This window comes from Citrifermentans bremense R1 (assembly GCF_000426865.1).
In the GTDB taxonomy this organism is placed as follows: domain Bacteria; phylum Desulfobacterota; class Desulfuromonadia; order Geobacterales; family Geobacteraceae; genus Geomonas; species Geomonas bremensis.
In genome coordinates this window covers 174,669-190,975 of the sequence record NZ_AUGE01000005.1, presented here as the reverse complement: position 1 = coordinate 190,975, position 16,307 = coordinate 174,669, and the positions used below count along the sequence as shown (strand labels likewise).

Annotated in this window: 14 protein-coding genes; 10 read left to right on the top strand and 4 right to left on the bottom strand. The window is 62.8% G+C overall.

Annotated elements, in window-relative coordinates:
* Position 1 precedes the first annotated feature (1 nt).
* The 10 genes from K419_RS0105465 to K419_RS0105420 all read left to right on the top strand — a co-directional run bounded on the left by K419_RS0105465 (position 2) and on the right by K419_RS0105420 (position 11,894).
* Complete coding sequence (locus K419_RS0105465; RefSeq protein ID WP_026840698.1) at positions 2-1,435, top strand: proton-conducting transporter transmembrane domain-containing protein; 1,434 nt, start codon at positions 2-4, stop codon at positions 1,433-1,435.
* Positions 1,432-2,943 carry a hydrogenase large subunit gene (locus K419_RS0105460; protein WP_026840697.1) on the top strand — a complete coding sequence of 504 codons (1,512 nt, stop codon included), beginning with the start codon at positions 1,432-1,434 and terminating at the stop codon, positions 2,941-2,943. Before K419_RS0105465 ends, K419_RS0105460 begins: the two co-directional genes overlap by 4 nt.
* Positions 2,944-3,003: 60 nt before the next feature.
* Positions 3,004-3,762 (top strand): NADH-quinone oxidoreductase subunit B family protein, encoded by a 759-nt coding sequence (locus tag K419_RS0105455; protein ID WP_026840696.1) that lies wholly within the window; start codon positions 3,004-3,006, stop codon positions 3,760-3,762.
* Positions 3,763-3,934: 172 nt separating this feature from the next.
* On the top strand, positions 3,935-6,064 hold the full coding sequence (locus K419_RS22740; RefSeq protein ID WP_051292884.1) for a response regulator: 2,130 nt from the start codon (positions 3,935-3,937) through the stop codon (positions 6,062-6,064).
* Positions 6,065-6,128: 64 nt separating this feature from the next.
* Complete coding sequence (locus tag K419_RS0105445) at positions 6,129-6,905, top strand: hypothetical protein (protein ID WP_026840695.1); 777 nt, start codon at positions 6,129-6,131, stop codon at positions 6,903-6,905.
* Between the two features lie 215 nt (positions 6,906-7,120).
* Positions 7,121-7,321 carry a cold-shock protein gene (locus K419_RS0105440; protein ID WP_012531618.1) on the top strand — a complete coding sequence of 67 codons (201 nt, stop codon included), beginning with the start codon at positions 7,121-7,123 and terminating at the stop codon, positions 7,319-7,321.
* A 296-nt stretch (positions 7,322-7,617) separates the two neighbouring features.
* Complete coding sequence (locus K419_RS0105435) at positions 7,618-8,076, top strand: hypothetical protein (protein WP_026840694.1); 459 nt, start codon at positions 7,618-7,620, stop codon at positions 8,074-8,076.
* 134 nt (positions 8,077-8,210) lie between these two features.
* A complete protein-coding gene (locus K419_RS0105430) occupies positions 8,211-8,384 on the top strand; it encodes a YMGG-like glycine zipper-containing protein (protein ID WP_226377629.1) in 174 nt (57 codons plus the stop codon).
* A 74-nt stretch (positions 8,385-8,458) separates the two neighbouring features.
* Entirely contained in the window at positions 8,459-9,154 is a 696-nt protein-coding gene (locus tag K419_RS0105425; protein ID WP_026840692.1) for a lipid-binding SYLF domain-containing protein, read from the top strand.
* A gap of 289 nt (positions 9,155-9,443) precedes the next feature.
* Positions 9,444-11,894, top strand: a complete 2,451-nt coding sequence (locus K419_RS0105420; RefSeq protein WP_026840691.1) for an ATP-binding protein — start codon at positions 9,444-9,446, stop codon at positions 11,892-11,894.
* Here K419_RS0105420 and murB read toward each other — a convergent pair.
* The 4 genes from murB to K419_RS0105400 all read right to left on the bottom strand — a co-directional run bounded on the left by murB (position 11,887) and on the right by K419_RS0105400 (position 16,295).
* A complete protein-coding gene (murB, locus tag K419_RS0105415) occupies positions 11,887-12,849 on the bottom strand; it encodes a UDP-N-acetylmuramate dehydrogenase (RefSeq protein WP_026840690.1) in 963 nt (320 codons plus the stop codon). The two genes, K419_RS0105420 and murB, sit on opposite strands and share 8 nt — an antisense overlap.
* A 248-nt stretch (positions 12,850-13,097) precedes the next feature.
* Entirely contained in the window at positions 13,098-14,432 is a 1,335-nt protein-coding gene (locus tag K419_RS0105410; protein WP_026840689.1) for an exo-beta-N-acetylmuramidase NamZ family protein, read from the bottom strand.
* A gap of 142 nt (positions 14,433-14,574) precedes the next feature.
* Positions 14,575-15,786: a M20 family metallopeptidase gene (locus K419_RS0105405; RefSeq protein WP_026840688.1), complete on the bottom strand. Its 1,212-nt coding sequence runs from the start codon at positions 15,784-15,786 to the stop codon at positions 14,575-14,577.
* Positions 15,783-16,295, bottom strand: coding sequence for a GNAT family N-acetyltransferase (locus K419_RS0105400; RefSeq protein ID WP_026840687.1), 513 nt, complete (start codon positions 16,293-16,295; stop codon positions 15,783-15,785). The genes K419_RS0105405 and K419_RS0105400 overlap by 4 nt, the downstream gene beginning before the upstream one ends.
* Between the last annotated feature and the right edge of the window lie 12 nt (positions 16,296-16,307).

The following is a 16,307-nucleotide window of genomic DNA, read 5'->3' as shown; positions in this document are numbered from 1 at the left end:
CATGATGTGGGCCCTGGTCCTTCTCCCCCTCGCGGGGGCCCTGATCGCCTGGCTGATCCCCGACAACAGGAAGCGCGCCCTGGTGCTGCCGGTATTCGCGCTGGCGCAGCTTTTCCTGGTGGGAGCGCTCCTTGTCGACACCCCCCCCGTCTCCCCAGCCGGGTGGATCATGCTCGACCCGCTGGGAAAGCTCGCCCTGATCAGCAATAGCGTCCTCTTCGCCGTCTGCGCCTTCTACGCCGTCGGCTACCTGGCTTACCGCAGGAGGCGTCCGAACCGGGTCCTCTGCGCGGCTCTTTTGGTCTGCCTCTCCGCCATGACCCTGGTCACCATCTCGCAGCACCTGGGGCTCCTCTGGATCGCGTTGGAGGCGACCACGCTCACCATGGCGCCTTTGATCTACTTCAACCACAACGCCCGCTCCATCGAGGCTACCTGGAAGTACCTCCTGATCTGCTCGGTCGGGATCGCCATCGCCCTATTGGGGCTCTTCTTCCTGGCTTACTCCACCATCGTCGCCAAGCAGGACGTGACCCTCCTGCTCCCTTCGCTCATCTCCGACGCGGCGGCGCTCCATCCCGGCTGGCGTCACGCGGCCTTCATCTTCCTCCTGGTCGGCTTCGGCTCGAAGATGGGGCTCGCCCCGCTGCACACCTGGAAGCCGGACGCCTACGGCGAGGCGCCGGGGCTGGTGGGGGCGCTGCTCGCCGGGGGGCTGGTGAACTGCGCGCTCCTGGCGCTCTTGCGGGTGTACCAGATCGCCGTCGCCTCAAGCGAGGGTGCCATGTTCCAGGAGGTTCTCCTCGTCATGGGGCTCGTCTCCATGGCCTTCGCCGCCGTCTTCATGGCGAGGCAGAGCGATTTCAAGAGGATGCTCGCCTACTCGAGCGTCGAGCACATAGGCATCATCACCGTGGCGCTTGGGCTGGGCAAGGGTGCCCTCTTCGCCGGGCTTTTGCACATGATCAACAACTCGATGACCAAGGGGGTCCTCTTCCTCTCCTGCGGCAACATCCACCGGGCCTACAACTCGAAGAGCACCACTACGGTGCGCGGGGCGCTCAGGCGCACTCCCTGGTCGGGGGCGCTGTTTTTGGCCGCCTTCCTCGCCATCACCGGATCCCCCCCGTTCTCGCCGTTTGTGAGCGAGTTCCTCATCGTCTCCTCCGCCTTCGTTCAGGGGAACTTCTGGACTGGGGGGCTCTTCCTCGTCTTCCTGGCCCTCATCTTCATCGGCATGGCTTCGACCGTGCTTCCGGTGGTGCTGGGCGAGGTGCCGACAGACATAGAGAGGACCAGGTACCGCGACACGCTTCCGACGGTGCTCCCCCCCTTGCTGCTCATGGGGATCATCCTGACCATGGGGCTCTGGCTCCCGGCGCCGCTGCAGCAGCTGTTGCATGAGGCGGCCGGGCTATTGGGAGGTGGCGCATGACGCCGGGGCTCCTTTTTACTCAAAACGGAAGCGCAGTCAGTCGCGAGGAAATACCGGAGCACTCGGGCGAAAGGTTCTGCGAGACGCTTATCTCCGCGATCGACGGGGGATGGCGGGTGGTTTCCTACTTCGGTGCTGCGGAGGCTGACGCCGTCCGGCTTTACTGCATCCTTTCCTTCAAAACCCACGCGGCGCTAGGTATCATGAGCACCGCCGTCACCGGCAACAGCTTCCCCTCGCTGGTTGAGGCTGTCCCCCAACTGCACCTGTTCGAGCGCGAGATCGCCGAGCAGTTCGGCATCAGCTTTGAGGGGCATCCCTGGCTGAAGCCGGTCCGGTTCGAGACACAGCTTGCCTCGCTTCCGGCGGTGCCCCCGAAGGCTCCCGAAAAAGCCGGCATCATGGATTTCTACCGCGTGGCGGGAGACGAGGTGCACGAGGTCGCGGTGGGGCCGGTGCATGCGGGGATCATCGAGCCGGGGCATTTCCGCTTCCAGTGCTTCGGCGAGGAGGTGATGCACCTGGAGATCTCGCTGGGCTACCAGCACCGCGCCGTCGAGCGCATGGTGCTCGGGCGCCCCGGTCTGCGCACCCTCAAGTGCATGGAGGCGGTCGCCGGGGACACCACCATCGGCCACGGCACCGCCTACGCCATGGTTGTCGAGGCCCTTTGCGGCGCGCGGGTGCCGGCCAAGGCCGAGGCGATACGCGGCATAGCGCTGGAATTGGAGCGGCTGGCGAACCACACCGGCGACCTCGGGGCCATAGCCGGCGACGTCGGCTACCTTCCCACCGCTTCCTTCTGCGGCAGGATCCGCGGCGACTTCCTGAACATGAGCGCCGAGCTTTGCGGCAGCCGCTTCGGGCGCGGCCTGGTCACCCCGGGCGGGGTCCAGTTCGACGTGGGAAGGGAACTGGCGGACAAGCTGAGGAAGAGGATAGACGTGGCGCGCCGCGAGGTGACCAACGCGGTGGAGCTCCTCTGGGACAGCCCCTCGGTGATGGGGAGGCTGGAAGGGACCGGGGTGGTGAGCGAAAAGGACGCGCTCGATCTAGGCCTCGTCGGGCCGGCGGCGCGTGCCAGCGGGCTCAACCGCGACATCCGCCGGGATCACCCCTTCGGCATCTACAACGTGACGCAGCTCCCGGTGGAGACCGCCAAGGGGGGGGACGTTTATGCCCGCACCCTGGTGCGCTGGCTGGAGATCGAGAAGTCGCTCCATTTCATAGAGGAGCAGCTGGCGCAGCTTCCGGGGGGAAGCATCGTCTCGCCGGCGGCGCAGCTGGGTGAAAACCGGATGGCGTTGGCCCTGGTCGAGGGATGGCGCGGCGAGGTCTGCCACGTAGCCCTCACCGACGGGAGCGGGCAATTCCAGCGCTACAAGATCACCGACCCCTCCTTCCACAACTGGAGCGGCCTCGCCATGGCGCTGCGCGGGGGGCAGATCTCCGACTTTCCGCTCTGCAACAAGAGCTTCAACCTCTCTTACTGCGGGTTCGACCTTTAGAGACCTCTCCCGCGCCGCGCGGCTAAGGCGCGGAGCCGGAGATCAAACAGGAGTTGCATCATGTTCAAGGCCATCATCGCACGCTGCAAACAGGGGCACCGGACCATGGCTTACCCCAGGGAACCGCTCCCGCTGCCGGAGCGTTTCCGCGGCTACCCAGAGATAAAGGCCGACCTCTGCCCGAAGGAGTGCCGGGCCTGCGCCGATGCCTGCCCGGTCGAAGCACTCGAGTGCCAGCCCGACCTTTCGCTGGATCTGGGCAAATGCCTTTTCTGCCCCGAATGCTCCCGGGCCTGCCCCCAAGGCGCCATCACCCACACCCCGGACGCGAGGCTGGCCGCCAACCACCGGGAGGAGCTGGTGGTGAGGCCCGGGGACGAGCGCCGGCTGGCTCAGGCGCTGGAAAAGAAGATGCTCTCGCTTTTCGGCCGCTCGCTCAAGTTCCGCTCCGTTGTAGCCGGCGGGTGCAACGCCTGCGAGGCCGACACCAACGTCCTCTCCACCATCGGATGGGACATGGGGCGCTTCGGCATCCAGTTCGTCGCCTCCCCGAGGCACGCCGACGGCCTCTGGGTCACCGGACCTGTCACCGAGCATATGCGGGAGGCGCTCCTCTTGACCTACGAGGCGATACCGGCGCCGAAGCTGGTTGTGGCGTGCGGCGCCTGCGCCATCAGCGGAGGCCCCTTCCGGGGTTCGCCGGAGGCGCACGACGGCGTCGAGGGGATGCTGCCGGTCGACCTCTACATCCCCGGTTGCCCGCCGCACCCGGTCACCATCCTGGATGGGCTCCTCAGGCTTTTGGACCGGATGCCATAGGCGAGAAATCCGTCGTCGTTTTTCGCAACAGCTTCTTCTTTTTGACTTTCCAGGCGTCCTGCAGTACGATACCCCGCCAGAACAGCCCTTTAGCGTCTCAAATCTAAGGGACGCCAACTCGTTGCGATCTTGAACGGTCGCGGCGGCGGGGTCCTGAGCGATGGTGGACTCGATGCCAAAAGGAAGCAAAAACGATAACGAACCTGTCAAAGGATCGGATCTGGCGCGGGTCTGGAGCGCGGCGTTACTTGCTTTCCTAGTGGGGTCGCTGGTCAGCGCCGGCGCCATCTGGCTCTACGAGACCAACCGCATAGAGAGCAAACGCCGCGCCGTGACCGACCTGAGCCAGAAGGTGGCCCAGGATATCCAGAACAACCTGAACCTCTCGCTTTCCTCCACCTACGCACTCGCCGCCATCATCCGCCAAGGCCACGGCAACATCGAGAATTTTCCCAAACTGGCCCGGGAGATGCTGAAGCTCTACCACGGCATCAGCTGCCTCCAACTCGCCCCCGACGGCATCATCACCCAGGTGGTCCCCCTTTCCGGCAACGAGAAGGCGGTGGGACACAACCTACTGCAGGACAGCAAGCGCAACAAGGAGGCGATCCTTGCCTTGCGCACCAAATCCCTCACGCTTGCCGGCCCGTTCCAACTGATCCAGGGGGGACAGGCTGCCATAGGGAGACTCCCGGTCTTCATCAGGGACCACAACGGCGGCCCGGAACGGTTCTGGGGATTCAGCATCGCCGTCCTGCGCACCGCCGATTTCTTCAAAAACACCAACCTCTCTCCCATCCTGCAAGGCGCCTTCCATTATCAGATTTCACGCATTCATCCCGATACCGGTGTCAGGGACGTCTTCTGGTCGGAGGGCGGGGCGTTGCATGACCCGGTCCGTCAGAAGATAGCGGTTCCCAACGGAGAGTGGACCCTGTCGGTAGAGCCGGTCGAGGAGTGGCATTCGTCGCGGACCGTAATCGTCGAGGGTGCTATGGTGATCTTATTCGGCGCCTTGTCCGCGCTGACCGCGTGGTGGCTCACCCGCCAGCCCATCTTGCTGCAGCGCATGGTGGAGGAGAGGACACGGGAACTGTCCGAGAGCCACGCCCGTTTGGAGAACGAGATCGCCGAGCGCAAGCACGCCGAGGAGGAGCGCATCAAGCTGGAAAAGCAGATGCTTCACACCCAGAAGTTGGAAAGCCTGGGGGTGCTGGCCGGAGGGATAGCGCACGACTTCAACAACATCCTCACCGTGATCGCCGGCAACGCCGACCTGGCCCGCCTGAAACTAAAGCCTGAGTCTCCGGCGGTGGAAAACCTGGAGCGGGTGGAAGCCGCTGCGGCCAGGGCCGCAGAGTTGGCGCGGCAGATGCTCGCCTATTCCGGGAAAGGGCGCTTCTTGGTGGAGGAACTGGACCTGAACGAACTGGTGGAGGAGATGGGGCATATGCTGGAGGTCTCCATCTCTAAGAAGGCGCTGCTGCGTTACGACTGCCACCGGCCGCTGCCTGTGTTCAAGGGGGACGCCACGCAGATCAGGCAGATCGTCATGAACCTTGTGATCAACGCCTCCGAGGCCATCGGCGATAAAAGCGGCGTCATCGCAATCGGCACCGGTTGCGTGGAATGCAACGACGACTATTTCAGAAATTCCTGGCTCTCCGATCCTTTGCCGGACGGCCTCTACGTCTCCCTCGAAGTCGCCGACACCGGTTGCGGCATGGACAAGGAGACGCTGGGGAAGATTTTCGATCCGTTCTTCACCACCAAGTTCACCGGCCGGGGGCTGGGGATGGCGGCGGTGCTCGGCATAGTGCGCGGGCACGGCGGGGCGATCAAGGTTTACAGCGAACCCGGCAAGGGGACCACCTTCAAGCTCCTCTTTCCTGCCACCGCGCTGCCGTCCGTCCTTCCCGCTGTTGAAGAGCGGGAGGTGCAGCCGTGGCATGGCAGCGGGACGGTTTTGTTGGTGGACGATGAGGAGACCATTCGCGCGCTGGGGAGCGAGATGCTGAAGGAGCTGGGTTACCAGGTGGTGACGGCCTGCGACGGCCGGCAGGCGGTCGAACTCTTCCAGAGCCGCGACGACGTTTCCCTGGTGATTTTGGACCTGACCATGCCGCACATGGATGGCGAGGAGTGTTTCCGGACGCTGCGGCGACTGGATCCAACCCTGAAGGTGGTGATGTCGAGCGGGTTCACCCAGCAGGAAGTGACTGAAAAGCTGGATGGAATCGCCGGATTCATCCAGAAGCCGTACAAGCTTTCCACCCTGCGGGAGTTGTTGCGGGGCTTGTAACGCTTGTAATATGACCGGGTTCGGGTTAGCGTCTGATTTTTTCAAAAATTACAAGGAGATTGCCATGACGAGTGCTGATGTTATTTGGGCCGGCGTACGCCGCGCGGCGCATGGGAAAAGCCGGGCACTACGAGCGCTTGTTGTTGTCGCTCAACTGCTCCTGCTCGCCTGCACCCTGGTGCTCCCGGGGTGCGGTGATATCGTCTGGTTCCCGCCGTACGTGCGGCTCGGCACCACCCCGGACCAGTTTACTTTCGCGGCCAAAGCTGGCACCGACAAGAGCGTCACCGTCACCTCCGACCCCATTACCGTCTCCGGCCTCACCGAGGAGAGCCGCATCTTCGTCACTGGTTCCAGCGAGAGCGCTTACTCCATCAACGGCGCCACCGCCACCAGCGCCCAGGGCACTGTTAAAAACGGCGACAAGGTGACGGTGAGCCATAAATCGGCCGCCACCTTGGGTACCGCGACACAAACCACCCTGACCATTGGGACGGTCAGCGCCAATTTCGTCAGCACCACCAGGTTCGTGGAGATCCCCGTCTTCAGTGCGCTCGCAGCGGAAAACGGCTACAACCGTGCCGTGGCCACCCTTGTCGCCGCGGACGGCGCACCGGGCACGCACCTCGTCAGCATCAAGGACTCCCTCAACAGGGGGAATGCACAGTTTACCGTGAGCTTTACAGATATCGTCCCAACTGATTTTCACAGCTCGCCCCTGACTACACCATTGAACAACCGGCGCATCTTCGTCAGGAACCTGACTAGCAACGTCGATGCGGGTGCCTCCACGACCCTCACCATAGACGGGGCCGATTTCGTGGTAAAACTGACGCCTTGATCCGGGATACGCTCATTAAGTGTGAAAAAACAGTCATTTGGCTTGATGCAAACAGGGGAGCCTCTGGCTCCTCGGGACTCTCTCTGCTAAACGATGCCGCAAAAATAACGGAAAATAAATAGCTTGCATTGGCGATATGAACTCTGCTACTGTGTCGAAAGTTTCGGATGACCGGAACAAAACTCAGTAGAAAGACATGGAGAAGGTAAAAGTAAATGGCAAATGGTACTGTAAAATGGTTTAACGACAGCAAGGGGTTTGGTTTCATCGAGCAGGACAATGGCGACGACGTGTTCGTCCATTTCTCTGCCATCACCGGCGACGGGTTCAAATCCCTTGCTGAAGGCGATAGCGTCACCTTCGACGTAGTAAAAGGGCCCAAAGGGCTTCAGGCTGCTAACGTCGCAAGGCAGTAAGTACTTCTAGTTTCAGCGCTGATATGAGTCCCGGAGATAATCCGGGACTTTTTTTTGTCCAGAGTCAGCGTTATCCCTTCCTATGACTTCCGCTTTAGCACCTATGACAGACTGACCCCTCCCTGATTGTTTCTGCCAACGCCTCATGCCATTCGTCTCGCTGCCGCAAAAGAATCGCCGGTACCGGCGTCCCCCGCCCCGATATAGTTAGCAGACTCGCCCTTTGAAATTCATTGACAGCAAATATCTGTAATATTTATAATTAGCCGAACTTAACCGAGCGCTGGAGGTGGAGCATGCAAGTCAGCAAACTCAAGAAATTCTGTTGCCTTGTGGTAGTTGCTGCTGGGGTGGGGATGGTCGATCACGCCCTTGCGGCAGAGCTGCCGGTCGCCCTGGAGACCGGTACGGAGCTGAAGGAGATGCCGGTGCTGGATGGGGAAAGCTGGCAGAGCATGTCTCCGGACGCGAAGATCGCCTTCATCTGGGGGGTCGGACACGTGGTAACCATCGAGGAGGCAGTGGTACAGCGGCACCCCGAGTTGAAGAGGCAGGACTTCGTGGCCAAGTTGGGTGAAGGGCTGCGCGGCGTTCCCATGAGCAGCATCATCGACCGTATTAACAGCTACTATCGGCAAAACCCCGGGGACCGGGATCTGCCGGTGCTGCGGGTGGTGTGGTCCCAGATCGTGAAGCCGCGGCTGAAAAGCGGCATAGCCGATATCCCCTTTGAAGGGGAGGGGAGCGCCCCTTAGCCGCAGGTGAAGCCGCAGGGCGTGCGGTAGGCCCGTGAGGGGTAACAGAGACGGTAAGAAGGAGAAAATCCATGAGACCGAGAACAAGCCTTATCTTGGCACTGTTTGTTTGTGCATGCTCCGGTTGTGCCGGGATGTCGGAGAGGGAACAGAGGACCCTGACCGGGGGAGCGATAGGCGCCGGCGGCGGGGCGGTTTTGAGCGGGATCTCCGGGGGGAGGCCTGCGGTAGGCGCGGCAGTGGGCGGGGCGGTCGGCGCTTTGACCGGCTACATCCTCGGGGACAGGAATGCGCGCCACAGGAGATAGATTGTTTCGGCGCTGAGGTCCGACGGCGGGAGCTACTTATCCTATACGCAGAGCCAATCAAAGGAGGTTTGACCATGAGATCCGGTAAGGTCCTTTCCATCGCAGTGGTTGCCGTAATGCTTCTCTGGGTGTGGTCCACCGCCGCCCTCGCGAAGAACGAGGCCAAGAAGGTTGAGGAGTCCGCCGATGTCCTGGCCAAGATCATGAAGATCCCCGAGAAGGGGATTCCGCCGGTCCTTCTGCGCGACGCCAAGGCGATCGCCATCATTCCGGGCGTCATCAAGGGCGCCTTCGTCGTGGGCGGCCGGCACGGTACCGGCGTCCTCTCCGTGCGCAATGCGGACAACAACTGGAGCGACCCGGTCTTCGTGAGCATAACGGGGGGGAGTGTCGGCTGGCAGGTGGGAGCAACGTCCACAGATCTCATCCTCGTCTTCAAGGAGGTCAAGGACGTCGATAAACTGCTGCAAGGGAAGTTCACCTTGGGGGCGGACGCGGCTGTCGCGGCGGGCCCGGTGGGGCGCAAGGCAAGTGCGGCGACCGACGTCACCCTCCAAACCGGGATACTCTCCTACTCGCGCAGCCGCGGCCTGTTCGCCGGGGTCTCGCTGGAAGGGGCGGCGCTGCTCGTAGACGACGACGCGAACCATGCCTACTACGGCAAGAGCGACCTCACCGCGAAGGATATCCTTGCCGGCCAAGGGCTAAAAAAAGAGCCGGCGACGGTGAATCTGCAAAAGGCACTGACGAGATATTCCGCCGCGAAGTAGCGCCTTTAACCGCACTTGTACCTTCGATCGAGCGTGCCCGGGAGCTGGTCCCGGGCACCTTTCATTCTCCCCCGACGTGACCGGAATCCGGGCGGGCGGAGCCGAAGGAACCTAGCCCCATCTTCCTTGGCGCCCCCTTCTTCTATCCCCGCCATTCTTTAACATTAAAGTTCTCCCGATAACAGTCCGAGAAGGGATGTGTCTCCATGTTTGTCCCGAAGGCTTTGGGCAAACCTCCCGATCCGCCCGATTGATAACGCGGGCAACCCTTTGTACGGATAAATACCTAATGCTTCGACGGTTCCGTGACCTCTCCATCAGGCGTAAGCTGCTCGCCATACTGCTTCTCACCAGCGCAGTGGGTCTCGCCCTTGTCTCCACCGCTTTCGTCATCACCGAGGCGACCGGTTTCCGTAGCGGCATGCAGACCGAGTTGAGCGCGCTGGCAGAGATCGTGGGAAGCAACAGCTCAGCCGCCGTAGCCTTCAACGACCGTAAATCGGCGGCCGATACCCTGGCCGCGCTGCGCGCCAAACCGTACATCCTTACCGCGCTGGTCGTGCTGAAGGACCACACACTCTTCGCAAGCTATGTAGCGCCGGGCGCGACGCTGCAACATTTGGGCTTTGTCGACGGTTCCGGCGAGCGCGCGCGGGTGGACGACCGGAAGTTGAGGGTCGAGTTGGCCCGCGCCAGCTTCCCGCTTGCCTTTGGCGGCCACATCTTAGGCATCTCCCCCATCATCCTGGACGGCCAGCAGCTGGGAACCGTAGTGATTCAGTCCGATGCCACCGAACTAAAGCACCGGCTGAAACCGTTCTTCCTCATGCTGGCGGGCGTGCTGCTGGGCGCGCTGTCGCTGGGGTATTTTCTCGCCGCGAAGCTGCAACGCATCATCTCCGAGCCCATCTCGCACCTGGCGCAGGTCATGAAAGCGGTCTCCACCGACAAGAGCTACTACCTGAGGGCGCGAAAGCAGGGAAATGACGAACTGGGGATGCTGATGGACGGTTTCAACGAGATGCTGGTGCAGATCCAGGAACGCGACCAGAAGCTGGAGGCGCACCGCATCGAACTAGAGGAGGTGGTGCAACGGCGCACCCACGAACTTTCCGCGGCCAACCGGGAGTTGAGCCAGACAGTTGCCGAACTGCGCTTCTCCAAGGACGCGGCCGAGGCTGCGAGCCTCGCCAAGTCCCAGTTCCTGGCCAACATGAGTCACGAGATCCGCACCCCGATGAACGGCGTCCTGGGAATGGTGAGCGTGCTTTTGGAGAGCGGCCTTGACGGCGAGCAGCGCTGCTTCGCGGAAGCGGTCCGCAACTCCGGCGAATCCCTTTTGTGCATCATCAACGACATCCTCGATTTCTCCAAGATAGAGGCAGGCCGCATGCATCTGGACCCGGCGCCGATGGACCTGCACGGCACGATGGCGGAGGTGCTGGAGATGTTCGGCGCCGGCGCGCGCAGCAAGGGGGTGGGGATGGAGTGCCGGATCGCCCCGGATGTCCCGCGCTACGTCGAAGCGGATCTGGTCCGGTTACGCCAGATCGTGGTGAACCTGGTCGGGAACGCGGTTAAGTTCACCAGCCGCGGCGAGGTGCAGTTGCGCGCCTTCCGGCTGGAAGAACGGGGGGAGGAGCGGGTGCTCCGCTTCGAGGTCGTGGACACCGGGATCGGCATCCGGCCGGAGGCCCTGGCACACATCTTCGACAGCTTCACCCAGGCGGATTACTCCACGACCCGCTCTTTCGGCGGCACAGGGCTTGGCCTTGCCATCGCGAGGCAGCTGGTTGAGCTGATGGGGGGGGAGCTGGGCGTGGTGAGCGAATTCGGCGCCGGTTCCACCTTCTGGTTCACGCTCCGCCTGAAGGCGCTCGCCGAGGCGCCGGAGGGGATGGCGCTCTCCCAGCGGCAGCCGGTGTCGCAGCATAAGGTGCGTTTTGCCGCGAACCTCCTGGTGGCGGAGGACAACCCGGTGAACCAGGACGTGGTCCGGCACATGCTAGGCAGGCTGGGGTGCTCGGTGCAGATCGTGGATAACGGTGCCGAAGCCTTGAATGCCGCCCGGGGGGGAGGCTTCGACCTGATCTTCATGGACTGCCAGATGCCCCAGGTCGACGGATTTACCGCCACCAGGAAAATCCGGGAGTGGGAGGCAGGGGAAGGCCCCGGGCGCGTCCCGATAGTGGCGCTCACCGCCAACGCCATCACCGGGGACCGTGAGATCTGCCTCGCAGCGGGTATGGACGACTACCTGAGCAAGCCCTTCGGATCGGAGCAGCTATGCGCCGTCTTGCAGCGCTGGCTACCCGGGAAGATGGTTGAGGAAGAAGCACCCAGGGGCGAAACTGCCGCTTGCCCCGTGGAATCCGCACCGGCCGGGGAGGAGGGTGATCCTCCGCAGCCGCCGGTGTTCGACCGGGCGGGGCTGCTCTACCGGGTGGGCGACCCTGAGTTTGTGGGCATATTTGTAGAGAAGTACCTGGCCAGCACGGAGCAGTTGCTAGGGCTTTTGAGACAGGCCATAGCGGACGGGGATCTGGACGGCATGCACCTGCATTCCCACAGCATCAAGGGTGCGGCGGCCAGCATAGGTGCCGAGGTTATGCGGATCATTGCGTTCGAGATGGAGAAAAAGGCAGCGCAGCAGGAAGAGCTTGAGGGGATGACGGGGCTTTACCAGGATCTCGAGGAGGCCTTCGCCGAGTTCAGGAGGGAAGCGGCGCAGCCTAAGTGAAGCCGACGCAGCTCACTTCCTCCTCCAGCTGCACGCCCAGCGATGCCCGCACCTCGTCCTTCACCAGCTCGGCGAGCCTGACCATCTCCTGGGCGCTGGCGTTGCCGGTGTTGATCAGGTAATTGGCGTGCCGCGGGCTGACCATGGCCGCTCCCACGGAAAGGCTGCGCAGCCTGGCCCTGTCGATGAGCCATCCGGCGGGAATCCTGCCGTCCCTGCAGTGGGTCCCCTGCTCGGTCTCGAACCTCCGGATCAGCTCGGGGTCGCGCACCACCGGATTCATGAAGAACGAGCCTGCGCTCAGGTCGCATTGCAGCTGGCGGGCTTGCCGTTTTCTCACCGTCGCCTCCGCCAGGCGCAGGATTTCCTGGGGGTTCCCCGGCTCAAGGAGCAGGCTCGCCGCCACCACCACCAGCCCGTGGTCCTTCTTGAAACGGCTGTTGCGGTACTGGAACTGGCAGGCGTCCCGCGCGAGCGTGACCAGTTCCAGGGTGTCCGCCCGCAGCGCGTGGACCCTCTCGATCACGTCGCCGATGCAACTGCCGTAGGCGCCCGCATTGCCGCGCACCGCCCCCCCGAAGAGCCCCGGAATGCCAGCCAGCCGCTCGATCCCCGCCAGCCCCCAGTGTGCCGCATGCTCCACCAGCGCCATGAGGTCGACTCCCGCCTGCGCCTCGACCCGGTTCCCTTGGACCATGATCCCTTTCATCTGCAGCCTGATCGCGATGCCGTCGAAACCGCGGTCGCTCACCAGCAGGTTGGATCCCCCTCCGACGATGAGGAAGGGAATCCCCTCCGTCCTGGCGAAGGAAAGTGCCTGCTTCAGCTGTTCCAGCGTCCGGGCCCTGGTCAAAAACCTGGCCGGGCCGCCGATCTTGAACGAGGTGAAGGGGGCGAGGGGGATGTCACGCGAAAGTTCAATCGGCTGGTTGTCTTTTCTCTGGTCGGTATACATGGGCCCTATCATAGCAACAGTTTGCGCTCAAAGCCAACGTAGGGGCATTTTCAGCTCAAGTAGCGCCGGCGGTTGGCGATAAGAGCTGAGGTGTTGACAAGCAGGACAACCGGCGGTACAGAAGGTGCCGCGAAAAGGTGGACCATCCCTGCCAGAACGGCAGCGCTCCGCCATCCTGCAGCTCCTCTTATATGGTGCGCTCTGGCGGCCGATACCTATCAGATGGCGCACTTGGGGCACGCATCGCTTTACCGCGATGGGTGCCCTTCTTTTTGAGCCAAACCGGATGCATCCGCCGCCTTCCCCGCAGCATCGGCCGTTGAAGCGGGCTCGTCGTCGTACAAAAGGTACGCTTCGCGCAATGCCAGAAACCTGGAGATTTCGCCGTTGCAGCGTGCCGAGATGCCGGCGGCGCTCTCACCCTGCTCCACCGCCTTGCGCAACTCCGCCGAACCCGCCATGTCGTCGAACCCCGCCCTGAAAAAGGAAGGGCGCGCCGGCTCCGGTACCAAGGCGTGCAGCGCGCTCAGGACCGCGATCCCGGTCTCCACCGGCAAGACCTTGCTGTAGTCGGTGATATCGATCCTCACCCCGTCCACCTCTCGGTCCCGGTACTTGGGCACGCTCGATACCCCGGGGATCCTCACCGGCGTAAACTGCACCGGCTCGAAACGGATGCCCCGCAACTGTTCGCCGTTCAGCCGGGCCGCGAGCGCCAGGGGGTCGATGCCGGGCCACCCCGCGAGTTGGAAGGGGAGAGTACTGCCGCGCCCCTCGGAGGCGCTGGTCCCCTCCAAAAGGCCGGTTCCCGGGTAAAGGAGCACGGATTCGAACGAGGCGAGGTTGGGGCTGGTCGCCACCCACGAAAGGCCGGTGTCGGGCCAGCGCATGGCGCGCTGCCACCCCTGCATCCGCACCACCTTCAGGTCGAGTTGCGCGAGTCCCGGCAGCATCGCCTCCCCTTTGATCATGCCGGCAAGCTCGCCCACGGTCATGCCGTGGGCAATCGGGATCGGGTAGAGCGAGGTGAAGCTCGCCGGTATCCCGTCCCTCATGAACCCGCCGACGTAATCCCCTCCCAGCGGGTTGGGGCGGTCCAGCACCATGAAGGGAATCCCGTCCCGGGCGGCAGCCTGCATGGCAAGCCCCATGGTCGAGATGTAGGTATAGAAGCGGACCCCCGCATCCTGGATGTCGAAGACGACCAGGTCGATCCCCTTGAGGTCCTCATGGCGGGGCTGCTTCACCGCGCCGTAGAGGCTTATCACCGGGATGCCGTCGCTGGAGTCGTCCGCCAGGTGCACCCCGTCTTCGGCGGTCCCTTTCAGGCCGTGTTCAGGGGTGAAGATCACCGCCGGCTGCACCCCCTTGCTTTTCATAAGGTCCAGCAGGTGCACCTCACCCACCATGGCGGAATGATTGGTCACCAGGGCGAAGTTCTTTCCCCTGAGCGGCAGGAAGTTCTGCTCGGCGAGTACCTCCGCTCCGGTTTTCACCAGGGCGGCCTGGGAAGGGGCGGGGGAGAAAAGGGTCAGCATCAGTGATAGGGACAACAGGTAGGGCAAAACGCGAAACAGTCGCAACTCTAGGTACCGCCTTATGGGTCAATTGAACCGGGTCGATGCTGATACTCCAGCGGAACCTGTCCTGGGGTATCGTATCGGTGTGGGATGGAAATACTGAAGCAGCTTACAGAAAACGAATCAGGAGGGCAAGGGTCCCTTTCTAATCCCGGCAACCCACCCAGCTCCCCTGCCTGTCGAACGAAGCCCAGGAGCCGCAGCGCTCCACGTTCAGCACCGCGTACCGGTCGAGCCCCAGGCAAAGCGCGGCATAGATCTGTGCCGCCGCCAAGACCTCGGGGAAGTCGACCTGTTCTTCGGGGGTGTGCGAAATCTCCAGTGCGCCGGGGCCCAGGATCAGCGGTCGGCAACCGGCGGCATAGAAGAGGTTGCCGTCGGAGTGCGAGCGGAAGGAATCGAATTTGAGGGTGCGCCCAAGGCGCTGGTAGACCTGTTCCAGGATGCAGGAAAGGGGGTTGTCGGTACCGAGGTTGTAGCCGGCCGAGGTGAAATTGAAGGCGACGTTTAAGTCGAGCCCGGGTATGTATTGACCTGCGCTGGAGACGATATGGCGAATCCCCCGCTGCACGGACTCCGGGTCGAGCTCCGGGGGAAGATGCAGGTCGATCCAGGATTCGCACCGGTCCGGGACCACGAACCCCTTCTGGGAGGAGTGCATCTCCCGGATGGAGTAGACGATGCTCCCTTGCTCCCGGTTGAACAGCGGGTCCTTGCTCAAGTGCAAAAGCACCCTCAGCATCGATTCCACCGCGTTGTGCCCCAATTCCGGCAGGGAGGAGTGGCTCCTCAACCCGTGGGTGACGAAGCCGGCCTCCAGGTAGCCGTAGTGGGCGAAGCAGGCTGAGAGGCCGGTAGGCTCACCGATCACCGCCCAGGCGGGACTGCAGTTTTTCAGGAAACTGGCGCTGCCGTCGCCGTTCTCCTCCTCCCCCACCACAAGCAAAAGCCCAACGTTCGGGCGCCGGCCCGGCTTCAAGGCCTGGGCTATGGCGAGCCACGCCTCGATCATGGCGGCGCACCCCCCCTTCATGTCGGCGCTCCCCAGCCCCCCGATGACGTCGCCTTCCACCCTGGCGCCGAATTCCTCCAGGTCCCACGCCGGGACCGTGTCCACGTGCCCCACGAGGTAAAGCGCAGGCTCGCCTTCCCCCATGGTCACCCGCAGGTTGTAGCGCTCCTCCTCCACCTCCTGCCGCTCGACGTAGAATCCGGCGCCCGCCAGCAGGTCCTCGAGGTAGAGCTGGATGTCCTCCTCCTTCCCCGAGGGGGAATATATGTCCAGCATCTCCAGCAGGGTTCCCTTGAGACGTACCGGATCGATGGCGGCGAAAACCTCGTCCAGGCGCCCGGTCATGGCTTTTTCACCGGTTTCTTCTTGCTTCTCTTGGACAGGTTCAGGGTCATGTACACGTGCTCCTGGATGTTGTCGAAGCCGTGCTTTTGAAAGAACTTGATGGCCGGCTTGTTGTCGGCCGAGGTATCGATGATGATCATGCGCACCCCCTGTTCCTTGAAGCGCCGCTTCAGCTCCTTGAAAAGGCGCTCGCCTACGTGCATTTTCTGCAGGTCGCGCCGCACCCCGAGCCAGACGAGGTAGCCGTATTTCCAGGGGGAGCCGTGCTTTTTCACCGTGGTCCCCAGGGCGAAGCCGAGTATCCGCTCCTCGTGCTCGGCCACTATGCAGAGCTCGTTGTCGCTGTTGAAAAGGGTGGTGATCTCGTATTCGTCCCAGGTCCGGTAGAGGCTTTGTGAATATTCGGCGGTGAAGAGCTCCTCGCCTATGTGAAACACCTCGGGCAGATCGTCTATGATCATCTCCCTGATGCGGGGAGTCTCTTCGTCGTGCGGATGTTGTGGCAGCATTGCGTACCTCGT

Excerpts from the sequence above, each read along its gene's own strand:
- K419_RS0105455 (WP_026840696.1), top strand. The coding sequence starts at position 3,004 with ATGTTCAAGGCCATCATCGCACGCTGCAAACAGGGGCACCGGACCATG.
- K419_RS0105460 (WP_026840697.1), top strand. The coding sequence starts at position 1,432 with ATGACGCCGGGGCTCCTTTTTACTCAAAACGGAAGCGCAGTCAGTCGC.
- K419_RS0105445 (WP_026840695.1), top strand. The coding sequence starts at position 6,129 with ATGACGAGTGCTGATGTTATTTGGGCCGGCGTACGCCGCGCGGCGCAT.
- K419_RS0105400 (WP_026840687.1), bottom strand. The coding sequence starts at position 16,295 with ATGCTGCCACAACATCCGCACGACGAAGAGACTCCCCGCATCAGGGAG.
- K419_RS0105440 (WP_012531618.1), top strand. The coding sequence starts at position 7,121 with ATGGCAAATGGTACTGTAAAATGGTTTAACGACAGCAAGGGGTTTGGT.
- K419_RS0105465 (WP_026840698.1), top strand. The coding sequence starts at position 2 with ATGATGTGGGCCCTGGTCCTTCTCCCCCTCGCGGGGGCCCTGATCGCC.
- K419_RS0105425 (WP_026840692.1), top strand. The coding sequence starts at position 8,459 with ATGAGATCCGGTAAGGTCCTTTCCATCGCAGTGGTTGCCGTAATGCTT.
- K419_RS0105405 (WP_026840688.1), bottom strand. The coding sequence starts at position 15,786 with ATGACCGGGCGCCTGGACGAGGTTTTCGCCGCCATCGATCCGGTACGT.
- murB (WP_026840690.1), bottom strand. The coding sequence starts at position 12,849 with ATGTATACCGACCAGAGAAAAGACAACCAGCCGATTGAACTTTCGCGT.
- K419_RS0105435 (WP_026840694.1), top strand. The coding sequence starts at position 7,618 with ATGCAAGTCAGCAAACTCAAGAAATTCTGTTGCCTTGTGGTAGTTGCT.
- K419_RS22740 (WP_051292884.1), top strand. The coding sequence starts at position 3,935 with ATGCCAAAAGGAAGCAAAAACGATAACGAACCTGTCAAAGGATCGGAT.
- K419_RS0105430 (WP_226377629.1), top strand. The coding sequence starts at position 8,211 with ATGTCGGAGAGGGAACAGAGGACCCTGACCGGGGGAGCGATAGGCGCC.
- K419_RS0105420 (WP_026840691.1), top strand. The coding sequence starts at position 9,444 with ATGCTTCGACGGTTCCGTGACCTCTCCATCAGGCGTAAGCTGCTCGCC.